The sequence below is a fragment of the Kitasatospora sp. NPDC038210 genome (assembly GCF_055600605.1).
This window is the reverse complement of the sequence record NZ_JBVJYK010000005.1, coordinates 131,466-153,568: the sequence shown is the minus strand read 5'-3', so window position 1 is coordinate 153,568 and position 22,103 is coordinate 131,466. Positions and strand designations below refer to the sequence as shown.

Here is a 22,103-nt window from a genome sequence, read left to right as displayed (position 1 = left end):
GGCGGGCTCCTTCTTCCTACGTCCGCCTACCGGGTGAGCTGACGGGTTCGGGCCGGAAGCATGCCCTACGACGCCTCACGGCCGTTCCAGCGGCCGACCTGGCGCCGATTCACCCCGGAGGAACGTGGTTCCCCGGCTCCGCTCCGCAGCGCCCCCTACCACTGGGCTCCCCTGTCGGGCAGTCGCTTCGACCTGCCCCGCTGCCTCGCGAACTCGGCGGTAACCACCGCCGCCACCCTGGCTGGGTGATCGACAGTGCGGTGGTTCGAAGCATGACCCTAGTAACTGAACCGTGATCGGTTCAAATCCTTGTCAGAAAAAAGACGGAGGATTACCCAAGTTCTTTTGTGAAAATGACCGATGGTGATCACAGCCGCACGCAAGGCTGATCAGGTCTCACCCGCCGCTCGCGAAACGGTCGAAAACCCGAACGCCACCCCGTCGGAGGTGGCGCGGATCACAGGGGCCCGGACGGGGCCTCCGGAGGGTGTCGGGCCGTCAGACCCGGCGGATGGTGTTGATCGGCATCGCGTCGGCCTTCATCACCTTCACCACGTCACCGGTGTGCGGCGCGTGGACCACCATGCCGTTGCCGATGTACATCCCGACGTGGTGCATGTCGCCGCCGTAGATGACCAGGTCGCCGGGCTGGGCCGCGGCCAGTCCCGGCACCGCGGTGCCGTAGTGGCCCTGCTCCTGCGAGGTGCGCGGCAGCGAGACGCCGGCCTGGCCGTACGCCCAGAGCATCAGGCCGGAGCAGTCGAAGGTGCTCGGACCGGTGGCGCCCCACACGTACGGCGAGCCCTGCTTGCTCATCGCCTTGGCGACGGCCACCGCGGCGTACCCGCTGGCCGGCGGCAGGTTGCTCAGGTCGACCCGGTCGCTGCCGCGCGAGGCCCGGTCGTCCTGCGCCTGCTGGGCCTTCAGCGCGGTGCGCTCGGCGGCGCTGAGCGAGTTCAGCAGGTCCTGGGCGGCCTGCAGCTTGGTGTTGACGTCCGCCTTGGCCTGGTTCAGGTCCTTGGTGGTGCTGTCCAGCGAGGCCAGCACGGCGGCCGCCTCGGCCTTCTCCTGGTCCAGCCGGCGCTGCTCGTCCAGCAGCGCCTTGAGCGCCTCGGCCTGGGTGGTGCTGGCCTGCTGGACCGTCGAGGCCTTCTCCAGGTAGCCCGACGGGTCGGAGGAGAGCATCAGCTGGACGGACGGGTCGATGCCGCCGCTGCGGTACTGGTCGCCGGCCACCTCGGCCAGGCCGCCCTGCAGCTGGGTCATCTGCTCCTGGCCGCGGGCCACCTGGTCCTGCAGCTGGTCCGCCTGCTTGCGCAGCTGGTCGGCCCGCTCCTTGGCGCCGTTGTACTTCTCGGCCGCCTGCTCCTGCTCCTCCTGGAGCTGGTCGATCTGCGCCTTGACGTCCGTTTTGTTCGGCTGCGGCGCGGCGTGCGCGGCCACCTGGGCGGAGAGGGCGACCGCGGTCGCAGCGGCAGCGGTGAGCACGGAGATCCGCGCGCGGCTCGGCTGCTTGGGACGGCGGTGGGAGGCCAAGGGACCGGCTCCTTCTTCCAACGGGCTCACCCGATCGGATGAGGTTCCGGAAAATAGGTTTGACGCCAGACCCTAGTGCGGATCTATTCGCTTTGCCACTCCCCCGAAGGCGTGAACCCCGTTCACCACACCGGCTTCACCGCACCCGCACACGGTCGGGGACGCGGCGCTGACCAGGTGTCATCCTAGCGGGCCGACGCTCAGGGCCGTGCCAGCCGGTTCAGCAGCAGCACCGACGCCACCGGGCGTGCGCCCGCCTTCCGCACGCCCTCCGCGACCTCCCGGTCAGCGGAGACCACCACCACCGGACGGCCCTGCGGCTCGGCCCGCACCAGACGGCGGATCAGCTCGTCCGCGGTCTCCCCGGTCCGGCTGAACCGCACCCGGACCCCGCGCGGCGGCGCCATGATCACCGGAACGTCCAGGTCCTGGCCGTCGAACACACAGGTGACCTCCGCCTGGGTGCGCTGGGCCAGCATCGCCAGCCCGCCCAGCAGCCGGATCCGCTGCTGCTCCAGCGGCAGCGTCGGATAGCCGGTCTTGGTCACGTTGTAGCCGTCCACCACCAGGTGCACCTGCGGGATCGCCAGCAGCTGGTCCAGCAGCGCCGGGTCGTCCTCGGCCAGCCCGCGCCGCGCCACGTCGTGCGGCGAGGCCGCGCCCGGCACCACCGCCTCCACCAGGTCCGCCGGGCGGATCTGGGCGACCGGCAGCGCCAGCTCCCGCTGCAGGCCCTGGGCCGACTGCAGCACGGTGTCCAGCAACAGCCGCAGCCGCATGTCCTCGACGCTTCGCCCCTCGCGGGCCGACCGGCGGCCCTGCTCGGCGGCGTTCTCCAGCTCCGAGAGCCGGTGCTTGAGCCGCCGCGCCTCGGTCTCGGCCGCGCTGCGCTCGGCGGCGCCCTGGGCCCTCGCCGCCTCCAGCTCCCCGGCCACCCGACGCGTCTCGGCCTGCGCCCGGCGGGTGTCGCTCTCCAGCGACCGCACCTTCTTGCGCAGCGACTCGGCCTCCCGCCGGACGCCCTCGAACTCCACGCGCTGCCGGTCCAGGTCCGCCCGCGCGGTGGCCCGCACCTCGGCCAGCTCGGCCTGCAGCTTCTCCACCAGCCGGGTCGCCTCCGCGGCCGCGTCCTCGGCGCCGGCCCGCTCGGCCTCCTCGCCGGCCTCGGCGACCAGCCGGCTCCAGCCCGCCGAGCGCACCAGGTAGGCGGCGGCCGCGACGTCCATCGGATCGGCGGCGCCGGGGACGCTGCCCGACTCCAGCGCCCTCACCAGGTCCGGCTGTCCCAGCCGCAGCCGCTCCGCTATCCGCACCCGGAAGGCCGGCTCCGCCTCCAGCGCGGCCGCCAGCGCGGTGGCCGCGTACTTGGCGCGCCGCGCGGGGGTGAACTTCACGTACTGACGCAGGCTCTGCGGGAGTTCGCCCGGCGGCAGTCCGCCCAGCGCGTCCGAGGCCAGCCCGACCACCCGTCGGCGCACTCCCTCGGGCAGCGGCCGGTCCAGCTTCTCGGCGCCGCGCTCCGACGCGGCCCCGGAGGCGTCGGAGGACTCGGCCGGGTCTGCCGGGCCGGACGAAGCGGTCTGCGCCCCGACGGCACCGGGTCCGCCGGCCGCCGCGTCGACGGTTCCGGACGCAGCGCCCTCCGCCGGTCCCGTCCCGGCGTCCGGCACCTGCGCCTGCGCAGCGGGCCGAAGCCCCTGCGCTTCGCCGGGCTCCTTCGCTGCGTCCACCACGTCCTCGGCTCCGATCCTGTTCTCCGGCGGGGTACGGCCGCGACCCCCCGTCGTCACGCCCCGTGCGTCTTGTTCCGTATTGTCCGGTGCGGCGGGCGGGCGCGCTGCGCGCCGCCCGCCGCACCCGCGGGCATCAGCCCTGCTCGGCCGGGGCCTCCGCGCCCTCGGCACCCGGACGGGCCACCAGCTCGACCTGGTCGACGGCGTTGCACCAGCGGCAGCGCACCGACTCGACGGTCTCGCTCAGCACCTCGGTCTCCTCGACCTTGGAGTCGCCGGCCAGGTCGAAGTGCAGGAACTCGGTCACCCGCGCGGTGCGGGTCACGTCGAACCGGGTGAGGTTGCCGCACAGGGTGCAGCGCCAGCGCGTCTCAGCAGTCAGGGCGGGGACGGTCATCGGGGGTCCTCTCGGGTGGTCCCTGCGTGGGCTAGGCGCTCCCCCCGGAGCCCCGGCGTCGGCGGCGGGAGGCGGGAATGCCCGCCCCAAGCCTATTGCCTGGGGCAACCATCGCGACCACCGGTCAGCGGAATAGCGGGGCTAGTCCACCTGCCGTAAACCGCCGTGTCACCTGCGGCGCCCGGAGGGATGCTTGGCCGCATGGCGCTCGCGGCCCCCGACCACACCGCCGCGCGGGGCGGCCGGCCGGAGGTGGCCGCCCCGGCGGTCACCTACGCGCTGATCGCGGTCAACACCCTGGTCTTCCTCCTCGGCCCGGCCGCCGGGCTCAATCCGCTGTACGGCACCGGCCCGGCCCGGGTCTGCGCGGAGCAGCGGTACGAGCAGCGCTGGGGCGCCGTTCCGGCCGAACTGCTGACCGGGCGGCCGCTCACCGCCGAACAGCTGACCGAGGCACCCGACCCGGTCCCCGGCTGCCCGGCCGCCCCGACCCCGGGCAAGCACCCGGCCCTGTCCGCCCTCACCGGCCTCTTCCTCCACGCCGGCTGGCTGCACCTGCTGGGCAACCTGCTCTTCCTGCACGTCTTCGGCCCCACCGTCGAGCGACGGCTGGGCCGGGCCCGGTACGCCGTCTTCTACCTGGCCGCCGGCAGCCTGGCCACGTACGGCTTCGCGCTCGCCGAGGCGCACTCGCCGGACTGCACGCGGGTGCTCATCGGAGCCTCCGGCGCCATCTCCGCCGTCCTGGGCGCCTACCTGCGCTTCCACCCGCGCGCCCGGGTGACCACCCTCGTCCCGCTGCTGTTCTTCCTGCCGCTGCGCTTCCCGGCCTGGCTGGTACTCGGCCTCTGGTTCGCGCTGCAGTGGTGGTCGGTGCACTCGGCGGGCCCGGGGGTGGCCTACCTGGTCCACGTGATCGGTTTCTCGGCCGGCTTCCTCTACACCTGCACGGTGGTCCGCCACCCCCCGAGACGGCCCGGCTGACGCCCGATACGCTGGCGGCACCCCACAAAGGAGCGCGAACAGTGATCACCGCCATCGTCCTGATCAAGACCAGTGTCGACCGCATCCCGGAGATCGCCGAGGCCATCGCTTCCATCGAGGGCGTCAGCGAGGTGTACTCGGTGACCGGTGGATACGACCTGGTGGCGATGGTCCGGGTGCGCCGTCACGACGACCTGGCCGAGGTCATCCCGGGCCGGCTCAACAAGGTCCCCGGCGTGGCCCACACCGAGACCCAGATCGCCTTCCGCACCTACTCCCAGCACGACCTGGAGGCGGCCTTCGCCCTCGGCCTGGACGAGTAGCGGGGCGCCCGGGCTCAGCCCTCCCGACGCGCCCGGGCTCAGCCCTCCCGGCGGGTGTCCGCGACGCAACGCCCGCCCTCGTTGCGGTAGTTCCACGCCGCGCCGTCCGTGACCAGCTCGCGGACGGCGGTGAGGAAGCGGTCGATGTGCTCGTCCGGGGTCCCGGCGCCGAAGCTGACCCGGATGGCGTTCAGGCTGCGCTCGCCCGGCAGCGAGGGGTCCGGAGCGCCGCAGCTGGACTCGACGGCGGTGGCCTCGTCGTCCAGCAGGGTGCGCACCAGCGGGTGGGCGCAGAAGAGGCCGTCGCGCACCCCGATGCCGTACTCGGCGGACAACGCGGCCGAGAAGTGCGAGCTGTTCCAGCCCCGGACGACGAAGGACAGCACGCCCACCCGGGCCGAGCCGGCACCGAACAGGTTCAGCACCTTGACCTGCGGGACCTCCGCCAGCCCGGCGGTCAGCCGGTCGACCAGCTGCCGCTCACGGGCCTCCAGGGCGTCGAAGCCGGCCTCGCCCAGGGCGCGGCAGGCCGAGGCGATCGCGTAGGCGCCGATGACGTTCGGCGAGCCGGCCTCGTGCCGGGCCGGGCCGGTCTGCCACTGCACGGCCACCGAGCCGTCCGTCTCCCGGGCCACCGTCCGGGTCGCCCCGCCGCCGGCCAGGTACGGCTCGGCCTCGTCCAGCCAGTCCGCCCGGCCGGCCAGCACCCCGGCGCCGAACGGCGCGTAGATCTTGTGGCCGGAGAAGGCGATCCAGTCGACGTCCAGCTCGCGCACCGAGACCCGGTGGTGCGGGGCCAGCTGGGCGGCGTCCAGCACCACCCGGGCGCCGTGCCGGTGCGCCGTCCCGGTCAGCTCGGCGACCGGCCACAGCTCGCCGGTCACGTTGGACGCGCCGGTGACGCAGAGCAGCTTGGGGCCCTCGGGCGCCTCGGCGAGCGCGGCGTCCAGGGCGGCCACCGCCTCGGCCCGGGAGCGCGGCGCGCGCAGGTAGGTCACGTCCAGTCCGGCGTGCGCCCAGGGCAGCAGCGAGGCGTGGTGCTCGGTCTCGAAGGCGAACACCCGGGTGCCGGCCGGCACGGCGGCGGCCAGCAGGTTGAGCGAGTCGGTGGTGGCCCGGGTGAAGACGACCTGGTCGCCCTCGCGCAGGTCGAGGAACTCGGCGACGGTGCGGCGGCTCTGCTCGAAGAGGTCGGTGGACAGCTGCGAGAGGTACCCGGCGCCGCGGTGCACGCTGCCGTAGTACGGCGCGTAGGCGGCGACGTCGTCCCAGACCCGCTGCAGTGCCGGCGCGCTGGCCGCGTAGTCGAGCGCCGCGTAGCCGACCTTCTCACCGCTGGCGAGCGGGACCTGGACGTCGGAGCCGAGCACGGCGAGGGGGGCGGTGGTCTCGGTGGCGAGAGAGGACATGAGGATGCACTCCTTCAGGGGTCTGGGACCCCGGGAGTGCCACTCGTCGGGTGTCCGCGCTTGTCGCACGGACGGCTTGCCGTGGCGACCCGGTCCTCACCCAGGGCACCCCGCCACGGACGGAGGGTTGCCGGACAGCAAGCTGGGGCTTGACGCTGTCACTCATGACCTGGCGCCGACTCTAGGGTCGCGTCCGGCGGGCGGTCAAACGGGCATCCACCATCCGGACAGCCGGGGAGCCCGCGCCGGAGTTTCCGGCCCGGGCTCCCAACCACCGCTTCAGCTACGGCTGGTGGCCTCCGACCAGCGCCGCAGCAGCTCCTGTGCGACGCCGGAGTCGATGGCCTCCGCCGCCCGTGCCATGCCCGCCGCGAGCTGCTCGGCCAGCGGCGCGTCACCCAGGTCGAGCGCGACCAGCGCCGCCGCCGTGTTCAGCAGGACGGCGTCCCGCACCGGCCCGCGCTCCCCCGCCAGCAGACGGCGCGCGACCTCCGCGTTGTACGCCGGGTCCCCGCCGCGCAGCGACTCGATGCCGACCAGCTCGATGCCGACCTCCCGCGGGTCGAAGGAGGTCTCGGTGACCACCCCGTCGCGCACCACCCACACCCGCGAGGTGGTGGTGATGGTCAGTTCGTCCAGCCCGTCGTCGCCGCGGAAGACCAGCGCCGTCGAGCCGCGCCGGGCGAGCACCCCGGCGATCAGCCCGGACAGCCGGGTGTCGAAGCAGCCGATGGCGTGGGAGGTGACCTTGGCCGGGTTGGTCAGCGGGCCGAGGATGTTGAAGGCGGTCGGCACCCCGAGGTCGCGCCGCGCGGTGGCGGCGTGCCGCATCGAGGGGTGGAACTTCGCGGCGAAGCAGAAGGTGAGCCCGACCTCCTCGGCCACCTCGGCGACCCGCCGCGCGGAGAGGTCCAGCGCCACCCCGAGCTTCTCCAGCACGTCCGAGGACCCGGTGGAGGAGGAGGCGGCCCGGTTGCCGTGCTTGACCACCTTGGCGCCGGCCGCCGCCGCGACGATCGCCGACATCGTGGAGATGTTGACGGTCTTCGCCCGGTCGCCGCCGGTGCCGACGATGTCCACCGCCGGGCCGGCGATGTCCAGCGGCTCGGCGTGCGCGTACATCGCGTCCACCAGACCGGTGACCTCGTCGACCGTCTCGCCCTTGGACCGCAGCGCGATCATGAAGCCGGCCACCTGGGCGGGGGAGGCCTCGCCGCTCATGATCCGGTCCATCGCCCACGCGGTGGACGAGCGGTCGAGGTCCTCCCCCTTCAACAGGGCCGTCAGGAGATCCGGCCAGGAGCGGACCACCTGCGCGGGGTCGCTACCGCCGTTCGCAGGGTTCGCGTTCACCATGGCTGACTCCAGCTGTCGTCTGTCCCCCCGCTCCGGGGGGCGTCCGTACGGATGGAGCCAGCCTATCGAGCGGCGGGGCCCCCAGGGCCCCGTCTTCTCTAGTACTGAGACGCCGCCGCTCAGCGGGCGGCCGGCGCCCGCTTGGCCAGTCGGGTCCGCAGCAGGGTGGCGACCGCCTCGGCCAGCGCCACCGGGTCCACCGGGTGGGAGATCGCGGCGTCGGCCCGGCTCCAGGCGGCGAGCCAGGAGTCCTGCGGCCGGCCGATCAGCACCAGCACCGGCGGGCAGCCGTAGATCTCGTCCTTCAGCTGGCGCCCGAGCCCCAGCCCGCCGGCCGGGACCGCCTCGCCGTCCAGCACGCAGAGGTCCACGCCGCCCTTCTCCAGCGCCTTGAGCACCGCCGGGGTGGTCGCGCACTCCAGGTAGGACAGCTCCGGAAGATCCTCGGCGGGCCGACGGCCGAGTGCCGTCAGCACCTGCTCGCGGGTGTTGCGGTCGTCGCTGTAGACGAGGACGGTGAGCGTCTCATCGGTCGTGTACGCCATGGACCCTGCTCCCTCAAGTGTGATCCGGACCACGTTCGCCTGATCCGGATGCTACTCCCGATCACCCTCCGCCGAGTGCCCCTCGCGCACGTTCCTCCTCAAGCCGCCGCGCCCCGGCCTCACCCTCCTGGAGGACTGCCCGTCACCCGGACCCGCCCGGTCCACCCGTACGGCCGACCCCCGGCCCGCTCCCCTACCTCCGGCCGCTGCTCCGACCGTGCATCGACGCGCCGGGCAACGGGGTCGTAGAGTGCGCCGAGGAACCGTCAGAAAAGGGACACGCCGCTGCTCAGCCCCCGTACACCCACCCCGTCGGCCCCCAAGCGGGCATACCGCACGCACCGGACACTCCGAGGGACACCCCCCGGCGTGAAGACGGAATAAGGGACCGACATAATGTCCGTCGTGGCGACAGCAACAGCAGTAGAAACCGGGCACGCGCACGGATCGGTCAACCGGCCGAACATGGTCAGCGTCGGAACGATCGTCTGGCTCAGTTCCGAGTTGATGTTCTTCGCGGCCCTCTTCGCGATGTACTTCACGCTCCGCTCCGTCAAGGGAGCCGAGTTCTGGACCGAGAAGGCCCACGCCCTCAACGTGGCGTTCTCCTCGGTCAACACCACGGTCCTGGTGCTCTCCTCGCTCACCTGCCAGCTCGGCGTGTTCGCCGCCGAGCGCGGTGACGTGAAGAAGCTCCGCATGTGGTTCATCATCACGTTCGTCATGGGCGCGGTCTTCATCGGCGGCCAGGTCTACGAGTACACCGAGCTGGTCAAGAAGGATGGTCTGTCGCTGTCCTCCGACCCGTACGGCACGGTGTTCTACCTGACCACCGGCTTCCACGGCCTGCACGTGACGGGTGGTCTGATCGCCTTCCTGCTGGTCCTGGGACGGACGTACGCAGCCAAGCGCTTCACGCACGAGCAGGCCACCGCCGCGATCGTCGTGTCGTACTACTGGCACTTCGTCGACGTCGTGTGGATCGGCCTGTTCGCGACCATCTACCTGATCAAGTAACCAGCTGATCAGGTCGCTGGCCACCGGCTGCGGCCCCCGCCCTCACCGGCGACGGGCCGCTTCTGCCGGTGCCGACGCTCCCACCGACCGACCGCGCGCGCAGCCCTAGACAGGCAGCCTCGTGCCGGCCAGACCGGCCGCCGGGTGCACCCACCAGTCGACCAGATCCTGACACCGGGGTTATTCCGTGAAAAAGCTCTCCGCACGACGGCGCCACCCATTGGCGGCGCTGGTCGTCCTACTTCTCGCCCTGGCGGCAACCGGGGGGCTGTACGCCGCGTTCGCGCCCGCCGACAAGGCGCAGGCCGACGTCGCCGCGCAGTCGCTCGCGATCGATGAGGGCAAGAAGCTCTTCGCCGTCGGTTGCTCCTCCTGCCACGGCCTGAACGGCCAGGGCAGCAGTGACGGTCCGAGCCTGGTCGGCGTCGGTTCCGCCGCCGTCGACTTCCAGGTCGGCACCGGTCGCATGCCGGCCCAGCAGCCCGGCGCCCAGGTGCCGCGCAAGAAGGCCATCTACACCCAGGCCGAGATCGACCAGCTCGCCGCCTTCGTCGCCTCCCTCGGTCCCGGCCCGGTGACCCCGACGGAGGAGCAGTACACCTCGACCAACCCGGAGGACATCTCCAAGGGTGGCGAGCTGTTCCGCACCAACTGCGCCCAGTGCCACAACTTCGCCGGCCAGGGTGGTGCCCTGACCAAGGGCAAGTACGCCCCGTCGCTGGAGGGCGTGGACTCCAAGCACATCTACGAGGCCATGCAGACCGGCCCGCAGAACATGCCGTCGTTCCCGGACACCACCATGCCCGAGGAGCAGAAGAAGCAGATCGTGGCCTTCGTCCGCCACACCACTAGCGACGAGCCCAACCCCGGGGGTCTCACGCTCGGCAGCCTCGGTCCGGTGACCGAGGGCCTGTTCGGCTGGATCTTCGGTCTTGGCACGCTCATCGCGGTCGCGATCTGGGTCGCCGCCCACACCACCAAGGCCAAGAAGTCATGAGCCACGACATGTCAGAAGAGAAGCTCCCGGAGTCCCACGGCTCCGTCGGCGAGGTGGCCGAGCACGGCAACCCGTTCGCCGACCCGGGCCTGCCGGCCCACGAGCCCCGTCGCACCGACATCGACGAGAAGGCCGCCCGGCGCGCCGAGCGCCAGGTCTCGCTGATGTTCGTGATCTCGATGCTCGCCACCGTCGGCTTCATCGCCTCGTACGTGGCCATCGACCCGGACAAGATCGTCTACATCTTCCCGCTGGGTCACGTCAGCGCGCTGAACTTCGCGCTCGGTCTGACCCTGGGCGTCGCGCTCTTCATGATCGGCGCGGGCGCGGTCCACTGGGCCCGCACCCTGATGTCGGACGTCGAGCTGCCGGCCGAGCGTCACCCGATCGAGGCCGACGACGAGGTCCGCGCGGACGTCATCGAGCAGTTCAAGACCGGCGCCGCCGAGTCCGGCTTCGGCCGCCGCAAGATGATCCGCAACACCCTCATCGGTTCGATGGCGCTGGTCCCGCTCTCCGGCGTGGTCCTGCTCCGCGACCTGGGCCCGCTCCCGGAGAAGAAGCTCCAGGAGACCGGCTGGAAGGAGGCGACTCCGGCCAAGCCGCTGCAGCTGGTCAACATGAACACCATGCTGCCGCTGAAGCCGCAGGACGTCGCCATCGGCTCGCTGACCTTCGCCATGCCCGAGGGCCTGAGCACCCACGACGAGGACTTCCAGCAGCGGATCGCCAAGGACGCCCTGATGCTGGTGCGCATCGCGCCGGAGGACATCAAGGACGACAACTCCAAGGAGCTGGGCTTCGAGGGCATCCTGGCCTACTCGAAGATCTGCACCCACGTCGGCTGCCCGATCAGCCTGTACGAGCAGCAGACCCACCACGCGCTCTGCCCCTGCCACCAGTCGACCTTCGACCTGGCGGACGGCGCGCGCGTCATCTTCGGCCCGGCCGGCCACCCGCTGCCGCAGCTGAAGATCACCACTGACGACAAGGGCAACCTGGTCGCCACCGGCGACTTCGCGGAGCCCGTCGGCCCGAGCTTCTGGGAGCGTGCTCGATGAGTAGCGCGAGCAGCACCACGACCGGTGCCGCCAAGCCGTCCAGCACGCGTGCCAAGCCCGCCAACAAGTGGGAGGCCGCGGCTGACTGGACGGACGGCCGGCTGGGGATCTACTCCCTCGCCAAGGCCAACCTGCGGAAGATCTTCCCGGACCACTGGTCCTTCATGCTCGGCGAGATCTGCCTCTACTCGTTCGTCATCATCATCCTGACCGGTGTCTACCTGACGCTGTTCTTCAAGCCCTCCATGGGCGAGGTGATCTACAACGGGTCGTACGTCCCGCTCAAGGGCATCGGCATGTCCGAGGCCTACGCGTCGACGCTCGACATCAGCTTCGAGGTCCGCGGTGGCCTGCTGATCCGTCAGATCCACCACTGGGCCGCGCTGGTCTTCGTGGCCGCGATGCTCGTGCACATGATGCGCGTGTTCTTCACCGGCGCGTTCCGCAAGCCCCGCGAGATCAACTGGGTCTTCGGCTTCCTGCTGCTGGTCCTGGGCATGTTCGACGGCTTCTTCGGCTACTCGCTGCCGGACGACCTGCTGTCGGGTACCGGTATCCGCTTCATGGAAGGCGCGATCCTCGCCGTCCCGCTGGTCGGCACCTACCTGCAGATGTTCCTGTACGGCGGCGAGTTCCCCGGGCACGACATCATCCCGCGGTTCTTCACCATCCACGTGCTGCTGATCCCGGGCATCATGCTCGGCCTGCTGGTGGCGCACCTGATCCTGGTCTTCTACCACAAGCACACCCAGTGGGCGGGCCCGGGCAAGACCGAGAAGAACGTCGTCGGCATGCCGCTGATGCCGGTCTACATGGCCAAGGCCGGTGGCTTCTTCTTCCTGGTGTTCGGTCTGATCGCCGCCATCTCGGCGATCGCCTCGATCAACCCGATCTGGGCCTACGGCCCGTACCGCCCGGACCAGGTGTCCACGGACGCCCAGCCCGACTGGTACATGGGCTTCTCCGAGGGTCTGATCCGCGTCATGCCGGGCTGGGAGATCAGCCTGTGGGGCCACACCCTGAACCTGGGTGTCTTCGTCCCGCTGATGATCTTCCCGCTGGTCCTGGTCGCGATCGCGGTCTACCCGTTCATCGAGGGCTGGATCACCGGCGACAAGCGCGAGCACCACATCCTGGACCGCCCGCGCAACGCCCCGGTCCGCACCGCCCTGGGTGCCGCCTGGATCAGCCTGTACCTGGTGCTGCTGATCGGTGGTGGCAACGACCTGTTCGCCACCCACCTGCACCTGTCGATCAACTCGATCACCTACTTCGTCCGCGTCGGCTTCTTCGTCGTCCCGGTCATCACCTTCATCGTCACCAAGCGCTGGTGCCTCGGCCTCCAGCGCCGTGACAAGGAGAAGGTGCTGCACGGCCGCGAGACGGGCGTCATCAAGCGCCTGCCGCACGGCGAGTTCGTCGAGGTGCACGCGCAGCTGCCGCAGAAGGACCTGTTCAAGCTCACCGCGCACGAGCAGAACCAGCCGGTCGAGCTGCTGGCCCAGACGGACGAGAACGGCGTGGCCCGCAAGGCCGGCGTCCTCACCCGCACCCGGGCCAAGCTGTCCCGCGGCTACTACGGCGAGGGCGGCCAGATCCCCAAGCCGACCGCCGAGGAGCACCACGAGATCACCAGCGGCCACGGCCACCACTGATCCCGTACCCGCGTCACCCCGAGGGCCGCTGACCAGAGTTCGTCTGGTCGGCGGCCCTCGGCCTTTCCGCATCCGCCGGCCCGTCCCCGACCGCGTCTCCAGGAGCCTCCCGTGCAGCTCTCCGTCGACACCGCCTCCGCCACGCCGCCGTACGAGCAGATCCGCGCCCAGATCGCGGAGCGGGCCCGCACCGGGGAGCTGCCCACCGGGCTGAAGCTGCCCACCGTGCGGGCCCTGGCCGAGGAGCTGGGCCTGGCCGCCGGCACCGTCGCCCGCGCTTACCGGGAGCTGGAGACGGACGGCGTGGTGGAGACCCACGGCCGGCGCGGCACCCTGATCGCCGCCACCGGGGACAGCGCGCACCGGCTGGCCGCCGCGGCCGCCACCGAGTACGCCGAGCGCGCGAGCCGCCTCGGGCTCTCCCACGCGGACGCCGTTGCCGCGGTGGTCACCGCGCTGGGGCTGGCCTACCCGGAGGCCTGACGGCCCGTGCGGGGCCCGGACGACCCCGCACGGGTCCGCACGGGCCCGGCACTCCCCCGGTCAGACCTCCGGGCGGATCATCCCCGCGGCGGGGGCCTGGCCGGCCGGAACCGTGGTGCTGAGGGGCTGTCCGACGGCGCTGTGCTTGACCCAGTCCGTCCAGGCCACGTTCCAGTCCCCGAAGCCGTTGCCGAACGGCTCCATCGCGGCGCCCTGGCTGTTCACCACCGTCACCAGGTCCCCCACCCGGGTGTTCTCGTAGAACCACTTTGCGTTGTCGGTGCTCATGCCGGTACAGCCGTGGCTGACGTTCGCGACGCCCTGCGAGCCGACCGACCAGGGCGCCGCGTGCACGTACTCGCCGCTCCAGGTCACCCGGGTGGCCCACTTCACGTCGAGGTCGTACGACTCCGAGCTGCCGGCGGCTATGCCGATGGTCTCGCCGCTCATCCGGACGGACTGCTCCTGGCCGAGCACCACCTTGATGCCGTTGCGGGTGTCGAAGCCGGGCTTGCCGGTGGTGACCGGGATGGTCCGCACGACCTCGCCGTCACGCTTCAGGGTGAGCTCGTGGGCGGCCGCGTCGACCACCGTCTCGACCCGCGCCCCGATCCGCAGCTTCAGCGCGCTGCGGTCGCCGCCGTAGAGGCCGTCCGAGATCCGGCTGCCGGCGGCGTCGAAGGCCAGCGCGACGGTCGTGCCGGCCGGCCAGTAGTCCTCCGGCCGGAAGTGCAGGTTCTTGTCGTCCACCCAGTACCAGGCGCCCGTGACGGCGGGCTGGGAGGTCACGGTCAGGCTCTGCTCGACCTCCTGGCGGGCCTGCGGGTCCTTCACCGCCTCGGAGAGCTGCACGGTGAGCGGCTGGCCGACCCCGTAGACGCCGCTGCCGGAGGAGTCCGGGCCGAGCTTGGCGGTGAGCAGGCGCTGGGCCGCGACGGTGCTGAAGCCGGCGGTGGTGTCGCCACGGCCGCCCTTGCCGTCGTCGGCGGAGATGCGGACGGAGTACGTGGTGGCGGCCTTCAGCCGGCCGGTGGTCTGCCAGCTGCGCTGGTCGTCGGCGAGCTTGCCGGCGACCACCCGGCCGTCCGGGCCGACCACGGTGACGTCGGTGAGCCGGCTGCCCTGCACGGCCGTCACGGTGATCGGCTGGGAGGGATCGACCTGGCCGTCCGCCGAGAGGTGGACCAGCGGGGCCGCGTCGATCCGGTGCGGCCCGGCGGACTCGTCGTCACCGGACGAGCAGGCGGCCAGCGGGGCCAGTACTGCGAGGGCGAGCGAGATGCTGCCTATGCCTGCGATTCCGTGCCTGTCGGCCATGACCGCCTCCGGGGGTTCGCACGATTGATCAGATCGTAGGAACGCCTGCTGGCAGAGCGACATCCGAGGGACCCCTCGTTCACCCGGCTGAGTGAGGCCGTCACCCCGGAGACGCACCAGGGCCGGTCCTCCCGTGCGGGAGGACCGGCCCTGGTGTCGGATGCGGAACCTACTGGTTCTGGTTCTCGCCCCGGTAGAACTCGAAGACCCATCCGAAGATGCCGATCAGGATGATCGGAGCGGCCCAGAACATCAGCCACCAGCCGAAGATCACGCCCAGGAAGGCGAGCGCGCCACCGAGCGCCAGCGAGAGCGGCTGCCAGCTGTGCGGGGCGAAGAAGCCCAGCTCGCCGGCGTCGTCCGCGACCTCGGCCTCGGGGTTGTCACCCGCGCCGCTGTCCACCCGGCGGGCGGTGAAGGCGAGGTAGTACCCGATGAAGGCGCAGAGCGCGAAGGCCAGGAACAGCGCGGTGGTACCGGCGGCCTCCAGACCCGGGCCCTCGGCGTTGTTGGTCCACAGGCCGTACGTGATGGCCATCGCCAGCACGAAGACCGACAGGCCCAGGAAGATCTTTCCCTGTTCCTTCATCAGGCGTCACCCTCCTGCTTGCCCTTGCCCAGCTTCGGGGCGTCGTACTTCGCCGGGGTCACACCGGCGAGGTGCTTGGCCGGCTCACCGTGGTTCTCCAGGTAGTCCAGCGCGGCGATCTCCGGGTGGTGGAGGTCGAAGGCCGGGGATTCGGAGCGGATCCGCGGCAGGGTGAGGAAGTTGTGCCGCGGCGGCGGGCAGGAGGTCGCCCACTCCAGCGAGCGGCCGAAGCCCCACGGGTCGTCCACGGTGACCTTCTCGCCGTACTTGGCGGTCTTCCAGACGTTGTAGAGGAACGGCAGGATCGACAGGCCGAGCACGAAGGAGCCGATGGTCGAGACGGTGTTCAGCGTGGTGAAGCCGTCCGCGGCCAGGTAGTCGGCGTAGCGGCGGGGCATGCCCTCCGCGCCGAGCCAGTGCTGCACCAGGAAGGTGGCGTGGAAGCCGAAGAACAGCGTCCAGAAGGTCATCTTGCCGAGGCGCTCGTCCAGCATCTTGCCGGTCATCTTCGGCCACCAGAAGTGGAAGCCGGCGAACATCGCGAACACGACGGTGCCGAAGACCACGTAGTGGAAGTGGGCGACGACGAAGTACGAGTCCGAGACGTGGAAGTCGATCGGCGGGGAGGCCAGCAGGACACCGGTCAGACCACCGAAGAGGAAGGTGACCAGGAAGCCGACCGTCCAGAGCATCGGGGTCTCGAAGCTCAGCGAGCCCTTCCACATGGTGCCGACCCAGTTGAAGAACTTCACACCGGTCGGGACCGCGATCAGGAAGGTCATGAACGAGAAGAACGGCAGCAGCACCTGCCCGGTGACGTACATGTGGTGCGCCCACACCGTCACGGACAGACCGGCGATCGCGATGGTGGCCGCGATCAGACCGGAGTAACCGAACATCGGCTTGCGGCTGAAGACCGGGATGATCTCCGACACGATGCCGAAGAACGGCAGCGCGATGATGTACACCTCGGGGTGACCGAAGAACCAGAACAGGTGCTGCCAGAGCAGCGCCCCGCCGTTGGCCGGGTCGAACACGTGGGCGCCGAACTTGCGGTCGGCCTCCAGGGCGAACAGCGCGGCGGCCAGGACCGGGAAGGCCAGCAGGACCAGCACCGAGGTCAGCAGGACGTTCCAGACGAAGATCGACATCCGGAACATCGTCATGCCCGGGGCGCGCATGCAGATGATCGTGGTGATGAAGTTGACCGCACCGAGGATCGTGCCGAAGCCGGAGAAGGCCAGACCCATGATCCACATGTCGCCGCCGACGCCGGGCGAGTGCACCGCGTCCGACAGCGGGGAGTAGGCGAACCAGCCGAAGTCGGCGGCGCCGTTCGGGGTCACGAAGCCCGCCACCGCGATGGTCGAACCGAAGAGGTACAGCCAGTACGCGAACATGTTCAGACGCGGGAAGGCCACGTCCGGGGCGCCGATCTGCAGCGGCATGATCCAGTTCGCGAAGCCCGCGAACAGCGGCGTCGCGAACATCAGCAGCATGATCGTGCCGTGCATCGTGAACGCCTGGTTGAACTGCTCGTTCGACAGGATCTGGGTCCCGGGACGAGCCAGCTCGGCGCGCATGACCAGGGCGAGGATGCCACCGATCAGGAAGAAGGCGAACGACGTGCCCAGGTACAGCGTGCCGATCGTCTTGTGGTCAGTGGTGGTCAGCCACTTGATGATGGTCGAACCCGGCTTCCGGGTCCGCTGCGCCCCGACCGTGACGGCATCGGCGCCCCCGCCTGCTGCGGCGGGCTCGTTGAGGATGGTCACTTCTCTTCACTTCCCATGCCGATGAGGCCGGAGGGCACCGCACCGTTCTGGCCCTTGGCGCGAAGCTCGGCCAGGTGCTTGTCGTAGTCGGCGCGGTCGACGACCTTGACGTTGAACAGCATGCGCGAGTGGTCGGTGCCGCAGAGCTCGGCGCACTTGCCCATGTACTCACCCTTGACGTTCGGGGTGACCTCGAACTTGTTCACCACGCCCGGCACGACGTCCATCTTCATCAGGAAGTTGACGGGCCAGAAGTCGTGGATGACATCACGCGAGGTGAGCCGGAACTGCACCGACTCGTTGACCGGCAGCCAGAGCGTCGGAACGCTCCCGGGAGTACCGACCTCGAACGCGGCGTCCTTGTTGGCCGGGTCGGGGTTCTCGGTGTTCTCGTAGTTGAACGCCCAGCTCCACTGGAAGCCCACCACGTTGACGTAGTGCTGCGGCTTCTCGGAGGTGGACGTCAACTTGGCCTCGTCGCGGGCGACGAAGTAGAAGAGCACCGAGACGATGATGATGGGGACCGCGGTGTAGAGCGCCTCGATGGGCACGTTGTACCGGGTCTGCGGAGGTACCTCCACACCGGTGCGCTTGCGCCGGTGGAAGATCACGCTCCAGATGATCAGACCCCACATCAGTACGCCGACCACCAGCGCCGCGATCCAGGACCCCTGCCACATGCGGAGGACCAGCGGCCCTTCCTCGGTGACGGGGCTCGGGAGGCCAAGCCTGGGGAGGTCGTTGGCCGAGCAGCCGGTGGCGGTCGCGATGACGAGGCCCAGTGCCAGCGCCTGAGGCAGCTTCCGCCGCATCGTGCGCCGCGGCGAGCGGTCGGAGCCGTTGGGACTCACGTAGCGCCTTCCCGAAGTCTCGCCCGCCTTCGCGTCGCCCCGGGGAGGAGTGTGAGCCTCCCCGGCGACCCGTCCACGGGCACGGTTTGAATGCTTATGCGGGCCAAACCCTACTCCAGCCTTATGCGCTCCTGACGGGCAGCCCCCGGTAACGCGCCGCCCGGTCGCCCGATCAGGCCCGGCAAGGGCTGCGCCGCAGGTCATCGTAGGCATTCGAGGTCCGTACGCCCGATCGGGGGATGACCTCGGACAACACCTGTGACGACCCGTCGGACACGGATGAAGCGGACATTCGGGGTGATCGACTGACGGCCGGTGAGCCGTGCGATCGGACCGGAACCCGCGTCGGGTGTGTCGTTAAATGTGACCGTGTACTTCGACGCGGCCTCGACGGCCCCCCTGCACCCCGTCGCGCGGCAGGCACTGACCGCCGCCCTGGACGAGGGCTGGGCCGATCCGGCCCGGCTGTACCGCTCCGGCCGACAGGCCCGGATGCTGCTGGACGCCGCCCGCGAGACCGTCGCCGAGGTCCTGGGCGCGCGGGCCGACGAGATCGCCTTCACCGCGAGCGGGACGCAGGCCGTCCAGCTCGGCCTGCTCGGCGCCCTGGCCGGCAACCGCCGACGCGGCGGCCACCTGGTGCACTCCTCGGTGGAGCACTCCAGCGTGCTGCACGTCGCCGAGCGCCACACGGCGGGCGGGGGCGAGGCCTCGGTCGTACCGGTGGACCGGGGCGGCCGGGTCGACCCGGCGGCCTTCGGCGCGCTGCTGCGCCCGGACACCGCGCTGGCCGCGCTGCAGAGCGCCAACCACGAGGTGGGAACGGTCCAGCCGGTCGGCGAGGTCGCGGAACTGTGCGCCGCGGCCGGCGTCCCGCTGCTGGTGGACGCCGCGCAGAGCGCCGGGCGGGTGGACGTCCCCGCGGGCTGGTCGCTGCTGACCGCGAGCGCGCACAAGTGGGGCGGCCCGCCCGGGGTCGGGGTGCTGGCGGTGCGCAAGGGCGTGCGCTACTCCTCGCCGCTGCCGGCCGACGAGCGCGAGGGCGGCCGGGTGCCCGGTTACGTCAACGTCCCGGCGATCGTGGCCGCGGCCGCCTCGCTGCGCGCCGTCCGGGCCGGAGCCGAGCAGGAGAACGCCCGGCTGCACGCGCTGGTGGAGCGGATCCGGGCCCGGGTGCCGCAGCTGGTGCCCGAGGTCGAGGTGGTCGGCGACCCGGTGCGGCGGCTGCCGCACATCGTCACCTTCTCCTGCCTGTACGTGGACGGCGAGGTGCTGCTCACCGAGCTCGACCGGGCGGGCTTCGCGGTCTCCTCCGGCTCCTCCTGCACCTCCTCCACGCTGACGCCCAGCCACGTGCTGGCGGCGATGGGGGTGCTCACCGAGGGGAACGTCCGGGTCTCGCTGCCGTACGGGACGGCCGAGACGGACGTGGAGCGCTTCCTCGCGGTGCTGCCGGAGCTGGTGGCCGGTGTCCGGGCGCCGCTCGGGCTGGACCTCCCGGCGCCGGCGGCGGCCGCCGCGCAGGAGGGTTCCGCCCTGCTCGTCATCGACGCCCTGGGCAAACGGTGCCCGCTGCCGGTGATCGAGCTGGCGAAGCGGATCGGCGAGGTGCCGCGGGGCGGCACGGTCGCCGTGCTGGCCGACGACGAGGCGGCCCGGCTGGACATCCCGGCCTGGTGCGGGATGCGCGGGCACGAGTACGCGGGCGAGGCCCCGGCCGCCGACTACGGCGGCGACCGGGGCTCGGCCTACCTCGTCGTGCGGCGGACTACTTGACCAGGTTCGCGCGGACCTCTGCGGCCGCCTCGGCGCCGTAGGTGTCCTCGAAGCGCTTCAGGAAGGCGGCCGGGCGCAGCTCGTACTCCTGGGTGCCGACGGTCTCGATGACCAGGGTGGCGAGCATGCAGCCGAGCTGGGCGGAGCGCTCCAGGTCGAGGTCCCAGGACAGACCGGTGAGGAAGCCGGCCCGGAAGGCGTCGCCGACACCGGTCGGGTCGACCTTGGCCTCCTCCTGGGCGCAGCCGACCAGGATCGGGGCCTCGCCCTTGCGCTCGATCCGGACGCCCTTGCTGCCGAGGGTGGTGACCCGGGTGCCGACGCGGGTGAGCAGCTCCTCGGAGTCCCAGCCGGTCTTGGTCTCGATCAGCGCGGCCTCGTACTCGTTGGTGAAGAGGTACGCGGCGCCGTCCACGATCTCGCGGATGTCGTCGCCCTCCAGGCGGGCCAGCTGCTGGGAGGGGTCGGCGGCGAAGGCGTAGCCGCGGGTGCGGCACTCCTGGGTGTGGCGCACCATGCCCTGCGGGTCGTCGGCGCCGATCAGGACGAGGTCCAGGCCGCCGACGCGGTCGGCGATCGGCTTCAGCTCGATGTTGCGGGCCTCGGCCATGGCGCCGGTGTAGAACGACGCGATCTGGTTGTGGTCCTGGTCCGTGGTGCACATGAAGCGGGCCGTGTGCCGGGTCTCGGAGATGTGGACGGACTCGCAGTCCACGTTGTTGCGCTCCAGCCAGCTGCGGTACTCGGCGAAGTCCGCGCCGGCGGCGCCGACCAGGATCGGGCGCAGTCCGAGCACACCCATGCCGAAGGCGATGTTGGGGGCGACCCCGCCGCGGCGGATGTCCAGGGTGTCGACCAGGAAGGACAGCGACACCGTGTGCAGCTGCTCGGCGACGAGCTGGTCGGCGAACCGGCCGGGGAACGTCATCAGGTGGTCGGTGGCGATCGAGCCGGCGACGGCGATACGCACGGAAGGTCTCCTCAGGGTGGCTTCAGGGCCAGCGGGCAGGCGCGGACGAACCCACCCACGGTACCGGGCTCCGGGCGGCGAACCGGCAAGAGTCCCGCAAGTTGCCGCCCCGCACGGCCATGGTGGCACCCCTTGCCGTCGAACGTGTACTACCTCCGGGTAGCACTGGTGGGCGGTGCGAGGCCCGGCCTAGGGTCGGCCTCAGGAGGCCCGCCGTGCGGGTGGGCCCCGACGTCGACCGTGGCAGCGCGGCCACGGCACTCGATCGGAGCGATGCCCGATGATGACCGACCACTCCCCGTTGCCGGGCCTGCGGGCCGAGGACGGCGAGACCCTCGACGCCCTGCTGGACTCCTCCCGGCGGCTGCGCCGGTTCTGGCCGCTGGTGACGCCCGGCCCGGAGACCAGCGCCCCTTCACCCGTCGGCTTCCGGGTCCCGTCCGGGGCGCAGCGGGTGGTCGCCGGGATGGCCGAGTACGGCTTCTGAGCCGTTCCCGGAGGAACGCGGAACCGGATCCGCCCGGGGCACGTCACATCCGCGCGGAGCGGCCGAGGAGGCGGCACCGCTGAGCTCTCGGGAGGATGTGCAGATGGATCTGGAGACGATGCCGCGGCGGGGTCGGCGGACGGCGGCCCTGGCGGCCCTGGCGCTGGCGGCGGTGGTGACGGTGGCCGGGTGCAACGGGGACGGCAAGCCCGCCTCGGACTCGGCGAGTGCCACGGCCGGCGGCTCGGCCTCGGCGAGCGCCTCCCCGCAGGCCCCGACGCCCTCCGGCGGCGCGTCCGCCACCGCGACGGGGAGCCCCGCGGACACCGGCAAGCCGCAGACGCCGCCGACCGACTTCTCCCCCACCCTGGCCTCGCCCGCCCCGGGGCAGCCGACGCCGGGCACTCCCCCGGTGAACGGGATCGCGCCGGGCGAGCCGAACCCGAACGGCTCGGGCTCGCCCGCGCATCCGCCGGTGGCCTACCGGGTGGACGGCACCACCAAGCTGACCGTCTACTTCTTCGGCGGGGTCTGCACGAAGTACGCGCTGAAGGCGGACGAGTCGCAGCCGGGCCGGGTGGACGTCCTGGTCGTGACGGGACCGCCCACCGTGGGCCCGGGGCAGGTCTGCAACGCGCTGGCCAAGCGGCAGTCGGTGTCGGCCGACCTGCGCTCGCCGCTGGCCGGGCGGACGGTGGTCGACAAGACCAGCGGCCAGGAGGTGCCGCTGGACGCCGACCCGCACGCCGGGCCGGACCCGGTGACCCCGGACGTGGCCGGCCAGTAGCAGCCGGTGGGAGTCGGCCGCCGGGGCCCCGCAGGCCCCGGCCGCGCTCGGCGCA

At 71.4% G+C, this 22,103-nt stretch carries 21 protein-coding genes and 2 riboswitches; of the genes, 10 read left to right on the top strand and 11 right to left on the bottom strand.

Annotated elements, in window-relative coordinates; translation table 11 throughout:
• Positions 1-7: 7 nt before the first annotated feature.
• Positions 8-161, bottom strand: a riboswitch (cyclic di-AMP (ydaO/yuaA leader).
• 337 nt (positions 162-498) lie between these two features.
• The 3 genes from ACZ7KX_RS12350 to ACZ7KX_RS12340 all read right to left on the bottom strand — a co-directional run bounded on the left by ACZ7KX_RS12350 (position 499) and on the right by ACZ7KX_RS12340 (position 3,666).
• A complete protein-coding gene (locus tag ACZ7KX_RS12350; RefSeq protein ID WP_470326396.1) occupies positions 499-1,536 on the bottom strand; it encodes a C40 family peptidase in 1,038 nt (345 codons plus the stop codon).
• A gap of 200 nt (positions 1,537-1,736) precedes the next feature.
• The gene (locus ACZ7KX_RS12345; protein ID WP_470326677.1) at positions 1,737-3,038 is read right to left on the bottom strand and encodes an NYN domain-containing protein; all 1,302 of its coding nucleotides are present in this window, start codon (positions 3,036-3,038) and stop codon (positions 1,737-1,739) included.
• 364 nt (positions 3,039-3,402) lie between these two features.
• On the bottom strand, positions 3,403-3,666 hold the full coding sequence (locus ACZ7KX_RS12340; RefSeq protein ID WP_350522539.1) for a hypothetical protein: 264 nt from the start codon (positions 3,664-3,666) through the stop codon (positions 3,403-3,405).
• Positions 3,667-3,867: 201 nt separating this feature from the next.
• Between ACZ7KX_RS12340 and ACZ7KX_RS12335 the strand changes: the two genes are divergently transcribed.
• Entirely contained in the window at positions 3,868-4,650 is a 783-nt protein-coding gene (locus ACZ7KX_RS12335) for a rhomboid family intramembrane serine protease (RefSeq protein WP_396547667.1), read from the top strand.
• 41 nt (positions 4,651-4,691) lie between these two features.
• Positions 4,692-4,973 carry an Lrp/AsnC family transcriptional regulator gene (locus tag ACZ7KX_RS12330; RefSeq protein WP_189915153.1) on the top strand — a complete coding sequence of 94 codons (282 nt, stop codon included), beginning with the start codon at positions 4,692-4,694 and terminating at the stop codon, positions 4,971-4,973.
• A gap of 38 nt (positions 4,974-5,011) precedes the next feature.
• Here the strand turns inward: ACZ7KX_RS12330 and ACZ7KX_RS12325 are convergent, their stop codons facing one another.
• From ACZ7KX_RS12325 to ACZ7KX_RS12315, 3 genes are all read right to left on the bottom strand, one after another.
• Positions 5,012-6,382 carry an aminotransferase class V-fold PLP-dependent enzyme gene (locus ACZ7KX_RS12325; protein WP_470326395.1) on the bottom strand — a complete coding sequence of 457 codons (1,371 nt, stop codon included), beginning with the start codon at positions 6,380-6,382 and terminating at the stop codon, positions 5,012-5,014.
• Positions 6,383-6,433: 51 nt separating this feature from the next.
• Positions 6,434-6,552: riboswitch (SAM riboswitch) on the bottom strand.
• A gap of 109 nt (positions 6,553-6,661) precedes the next feature.
• Positions 6,662-7,738 carry an anthranilate phosphoribosyltransferase gene (trpD, locus tag ACZ7KX_RS12320; RefSeq protein ID WP_470326394.1) on the bottom strand — a complete coding sequence of 359 codons (1,077 nt, stop codon included), beginning with the start codon at positions 7,736-7,738 and terminating at the stop codon, positions 6,662-6,664.
• 119 nt (positions 7,739-7,857) lie between these two features.
• The gene (locus ACZ7KX_RS12315; protein ID WP_470326393.1) at positions 7,858-8,283 is read right to left on the bottom strand and encodes a response regulator; all 426 of its coding nucleotides are present in this window, start codon (positions 8,281-8,283) and stop codon (positions 7,858-7,860) included.
• Between the two features lie 396 nt (positions 8,284-8,679).
• On the opposite strand from ACZ7KX_RS12315, the gene ctaE reads away from it, so the two are divergent.
• The 5 genes from ctaE to ACZ7KX_RS12290 all read left to right on the top strand — a co-directional run bounded on the left by ctaE (position 8,680) and on the right by ACZ7KX_RS12290 (position 13,496).
• Positions 8,680-9,300 carry an aa3-type cytochrome oxidase subunit III gene (ctaE, locus tag ACZ7KX_RS12310; protein WP_350522544.1) on the top strand — a complete coding sequence of 207 codons (621 nt, stop codon included), beginning with the start codon at positions 8,680-8,682 and terminating at the stop codon, positions 9,298-9,300.
• A gap of 187 nt (positions 9,301-9,487) precedes the next feature.
• Complete coding sequence (gene qcrC, locus ACZ7KX_RS12305; RefSeq protein WP_396547673.1) at positions 9,488-10,297, top strand: cytochrome bc1 complex diheme cytochrome c subunit; 810 nt, start codon at positions 9,488-9,490, stop codon at positions 10,295-10,297.
• Positions 10,298-10,305: 8 nt separating this feature from the next.
• On the top strand, positions 10,306-11,358 hold the full coding sequence (qcrA, locus tag ACZ7KX_RS12300) for a cytochrome bc1 complex Rieske iron-sulfur subunit (RefSeq protein ID WP_470326392.1): 1,053 nt from the start codon (positions 10,306-10,308) through the stop codon (positions 11,356-11,358).
• Positions 11,355-13,013, top strand: a complete 1,659-nt coding sequence (gene qcrB, locus ACZ7KX_RS12295; RefSeq protein ID WP_470326391.1) for a cytochrome bc1 complex cytochrome b subunit — start codon at positions 11,355-11,357, stop codon at positions 13,011-13,013. The genes qcrA and qcrB overlap by 4 nt, the downstream gene beginning before the upstream one ends.
• Before the next feature lie 111 nt (positions 13,014-13,124).
• Positions 13,125-13,496 carry a GntR family transcriptional regulator gene (locus ACZ7KX_RS12290; RefSeq protein WP_470326390.1) on the top strand — a complete coding sequence of 124 codons (372 nt, stop codon included), beginning with the start codon at positions 13,125-13,127 and terminating at the stop codon, positions 13,494-13,496.
• Between the two features lie 60 nt (positions 13,497-13,556).
• Here the strand turns inward: ACZ7KX_RS12290 and ACZ7KX_RS12285 are convergent, their stop codons facing one another.
• The 4 genes from ACZ7KX_RS12285 to ctaC all read right to left on the bottom strand — a co-directional run bounded on the left by ACZ7KX_RS12285 (position 13,557) and on the right by ctaC (position 18,028).
• On the bottom strand, positions 13,557-14,813 hold the full coding sequence (locus tag ACZ7KX_RS12285) for a L,D-transpeptidase (RefSeq protein WP_470326389.1): 1,257 nt from the start codon (positions 14,811-14,813) through the stop codon (positions 13,557-13,559).
• A gap of 169 nt (positions 14,814-14,982) precedes the next feature.
• A complete protein-coding gene (locus tag ACZ7KX_RS12280; RefSeq protein WP_350522550.1) occupies positions 14,983-15,402 on the bottom strand; it encodes a cytochrome c oxidase subunit 4 in 420 nt (139 codons plus the stop codon).
• Entirely contained in the window at positions 15,402-17,177 is a 1,776-nt protein-coding gene (gene ctaD, locus ACZ7KX_RS12275; protein ID WP_350522551.1) for an aa3-type cytochrome oxidase subunit I, read from the bottom strand. Before ctaD ends, ACZ7KX_RS12280 begins: the two co-directional genes overlap by 1 nt.
• Positions 17,174-18,028, bottom strand: coding sequence for an aa3-type cytochrome oxidase subunit II (gene ctaC / locus ACZ7KX_RS12270; protein ID WP_470326388.1), 855 nt, complete (start codon positions 18,026-18,028; stop codon positions 17,174-17,176). Before ctaC ends, ctaD begins: the two co-directional genes overlap by 4 nt.
• Before the next feature lie 369 nt (positions 18,029-18,397).
• Between ctaC and ACZ7KX_RS12265 the strand changes: the two genes are divergently transcribed.
• On the top strand, positions 18,398-19,804 hold the full coding sequence (locus ACZ7KX_RS12265) for an aminotransferase class V-fold PLP-dependent enzyme (RefSeq protein WP_470326387.1): 1,407 nt from the start codon (positions 18,398-18,400) through the stop codon (positions 19,802-19,804).
• On the opposite strand, the gene ACZ7KX_RS12260 is transcribed toward ACZ7KX_RS12265, so the two are convergent.
• Positions 19,797-20,774 carry a carbohydrate kinase family protein gene (locus ACZ7KX_RS12260; protein ID WP_470326386.1) on the bottom strand — a complete coding sequence of 326 codons (978 nt, stop codon included), beginning with the start codon at positions 20,772-20,774 and terminating at the stop codon, positions 19,797-19,799. The genes ACZ7KX_RS12265 and ACZ7KX_RS12260 overlap by 8 nt on opposite strands.
• A gap of 280 nt (positions 20,775-21,054) precedes the next feature.
• Between ACZ7KX_RS12260 and ACZ7KX_RS12255 the strand changes: the two genes are divergently transcribed.
• Together ACZ7KX_RS12255 and ACZ7KX_RS12250 are read left to right on the top strand one after the other, a co-directional pair.
• Positions 21,055-21,261: a hypothetical protein gene (locus tag ACZ7KX_RS12255; RefSeq protein WP_470326385.1), complete on the top strand. Its 207-nt coding sequence runs from the start codon at positions 21,055-21,057 to the stop codon at positions 21,259-21,261.
• A gap of 103 nt (positions 21,262-21,364) precedes the next feature.
• Positions 21,365-22,048 carry a hypothetical protein gene (locus ACZ7KX_RS12250; protein ID WP_350522556.1) on the top strand — a complete coding sequence of 228 codons (684 nt, stop codon included), beginning with the start codon at positions 21,365-21,367 and terminating at the stop codon, positions 22,046-22,048.
• Positions 22,049-22,103: the final 55 nt, after the last annotated feature.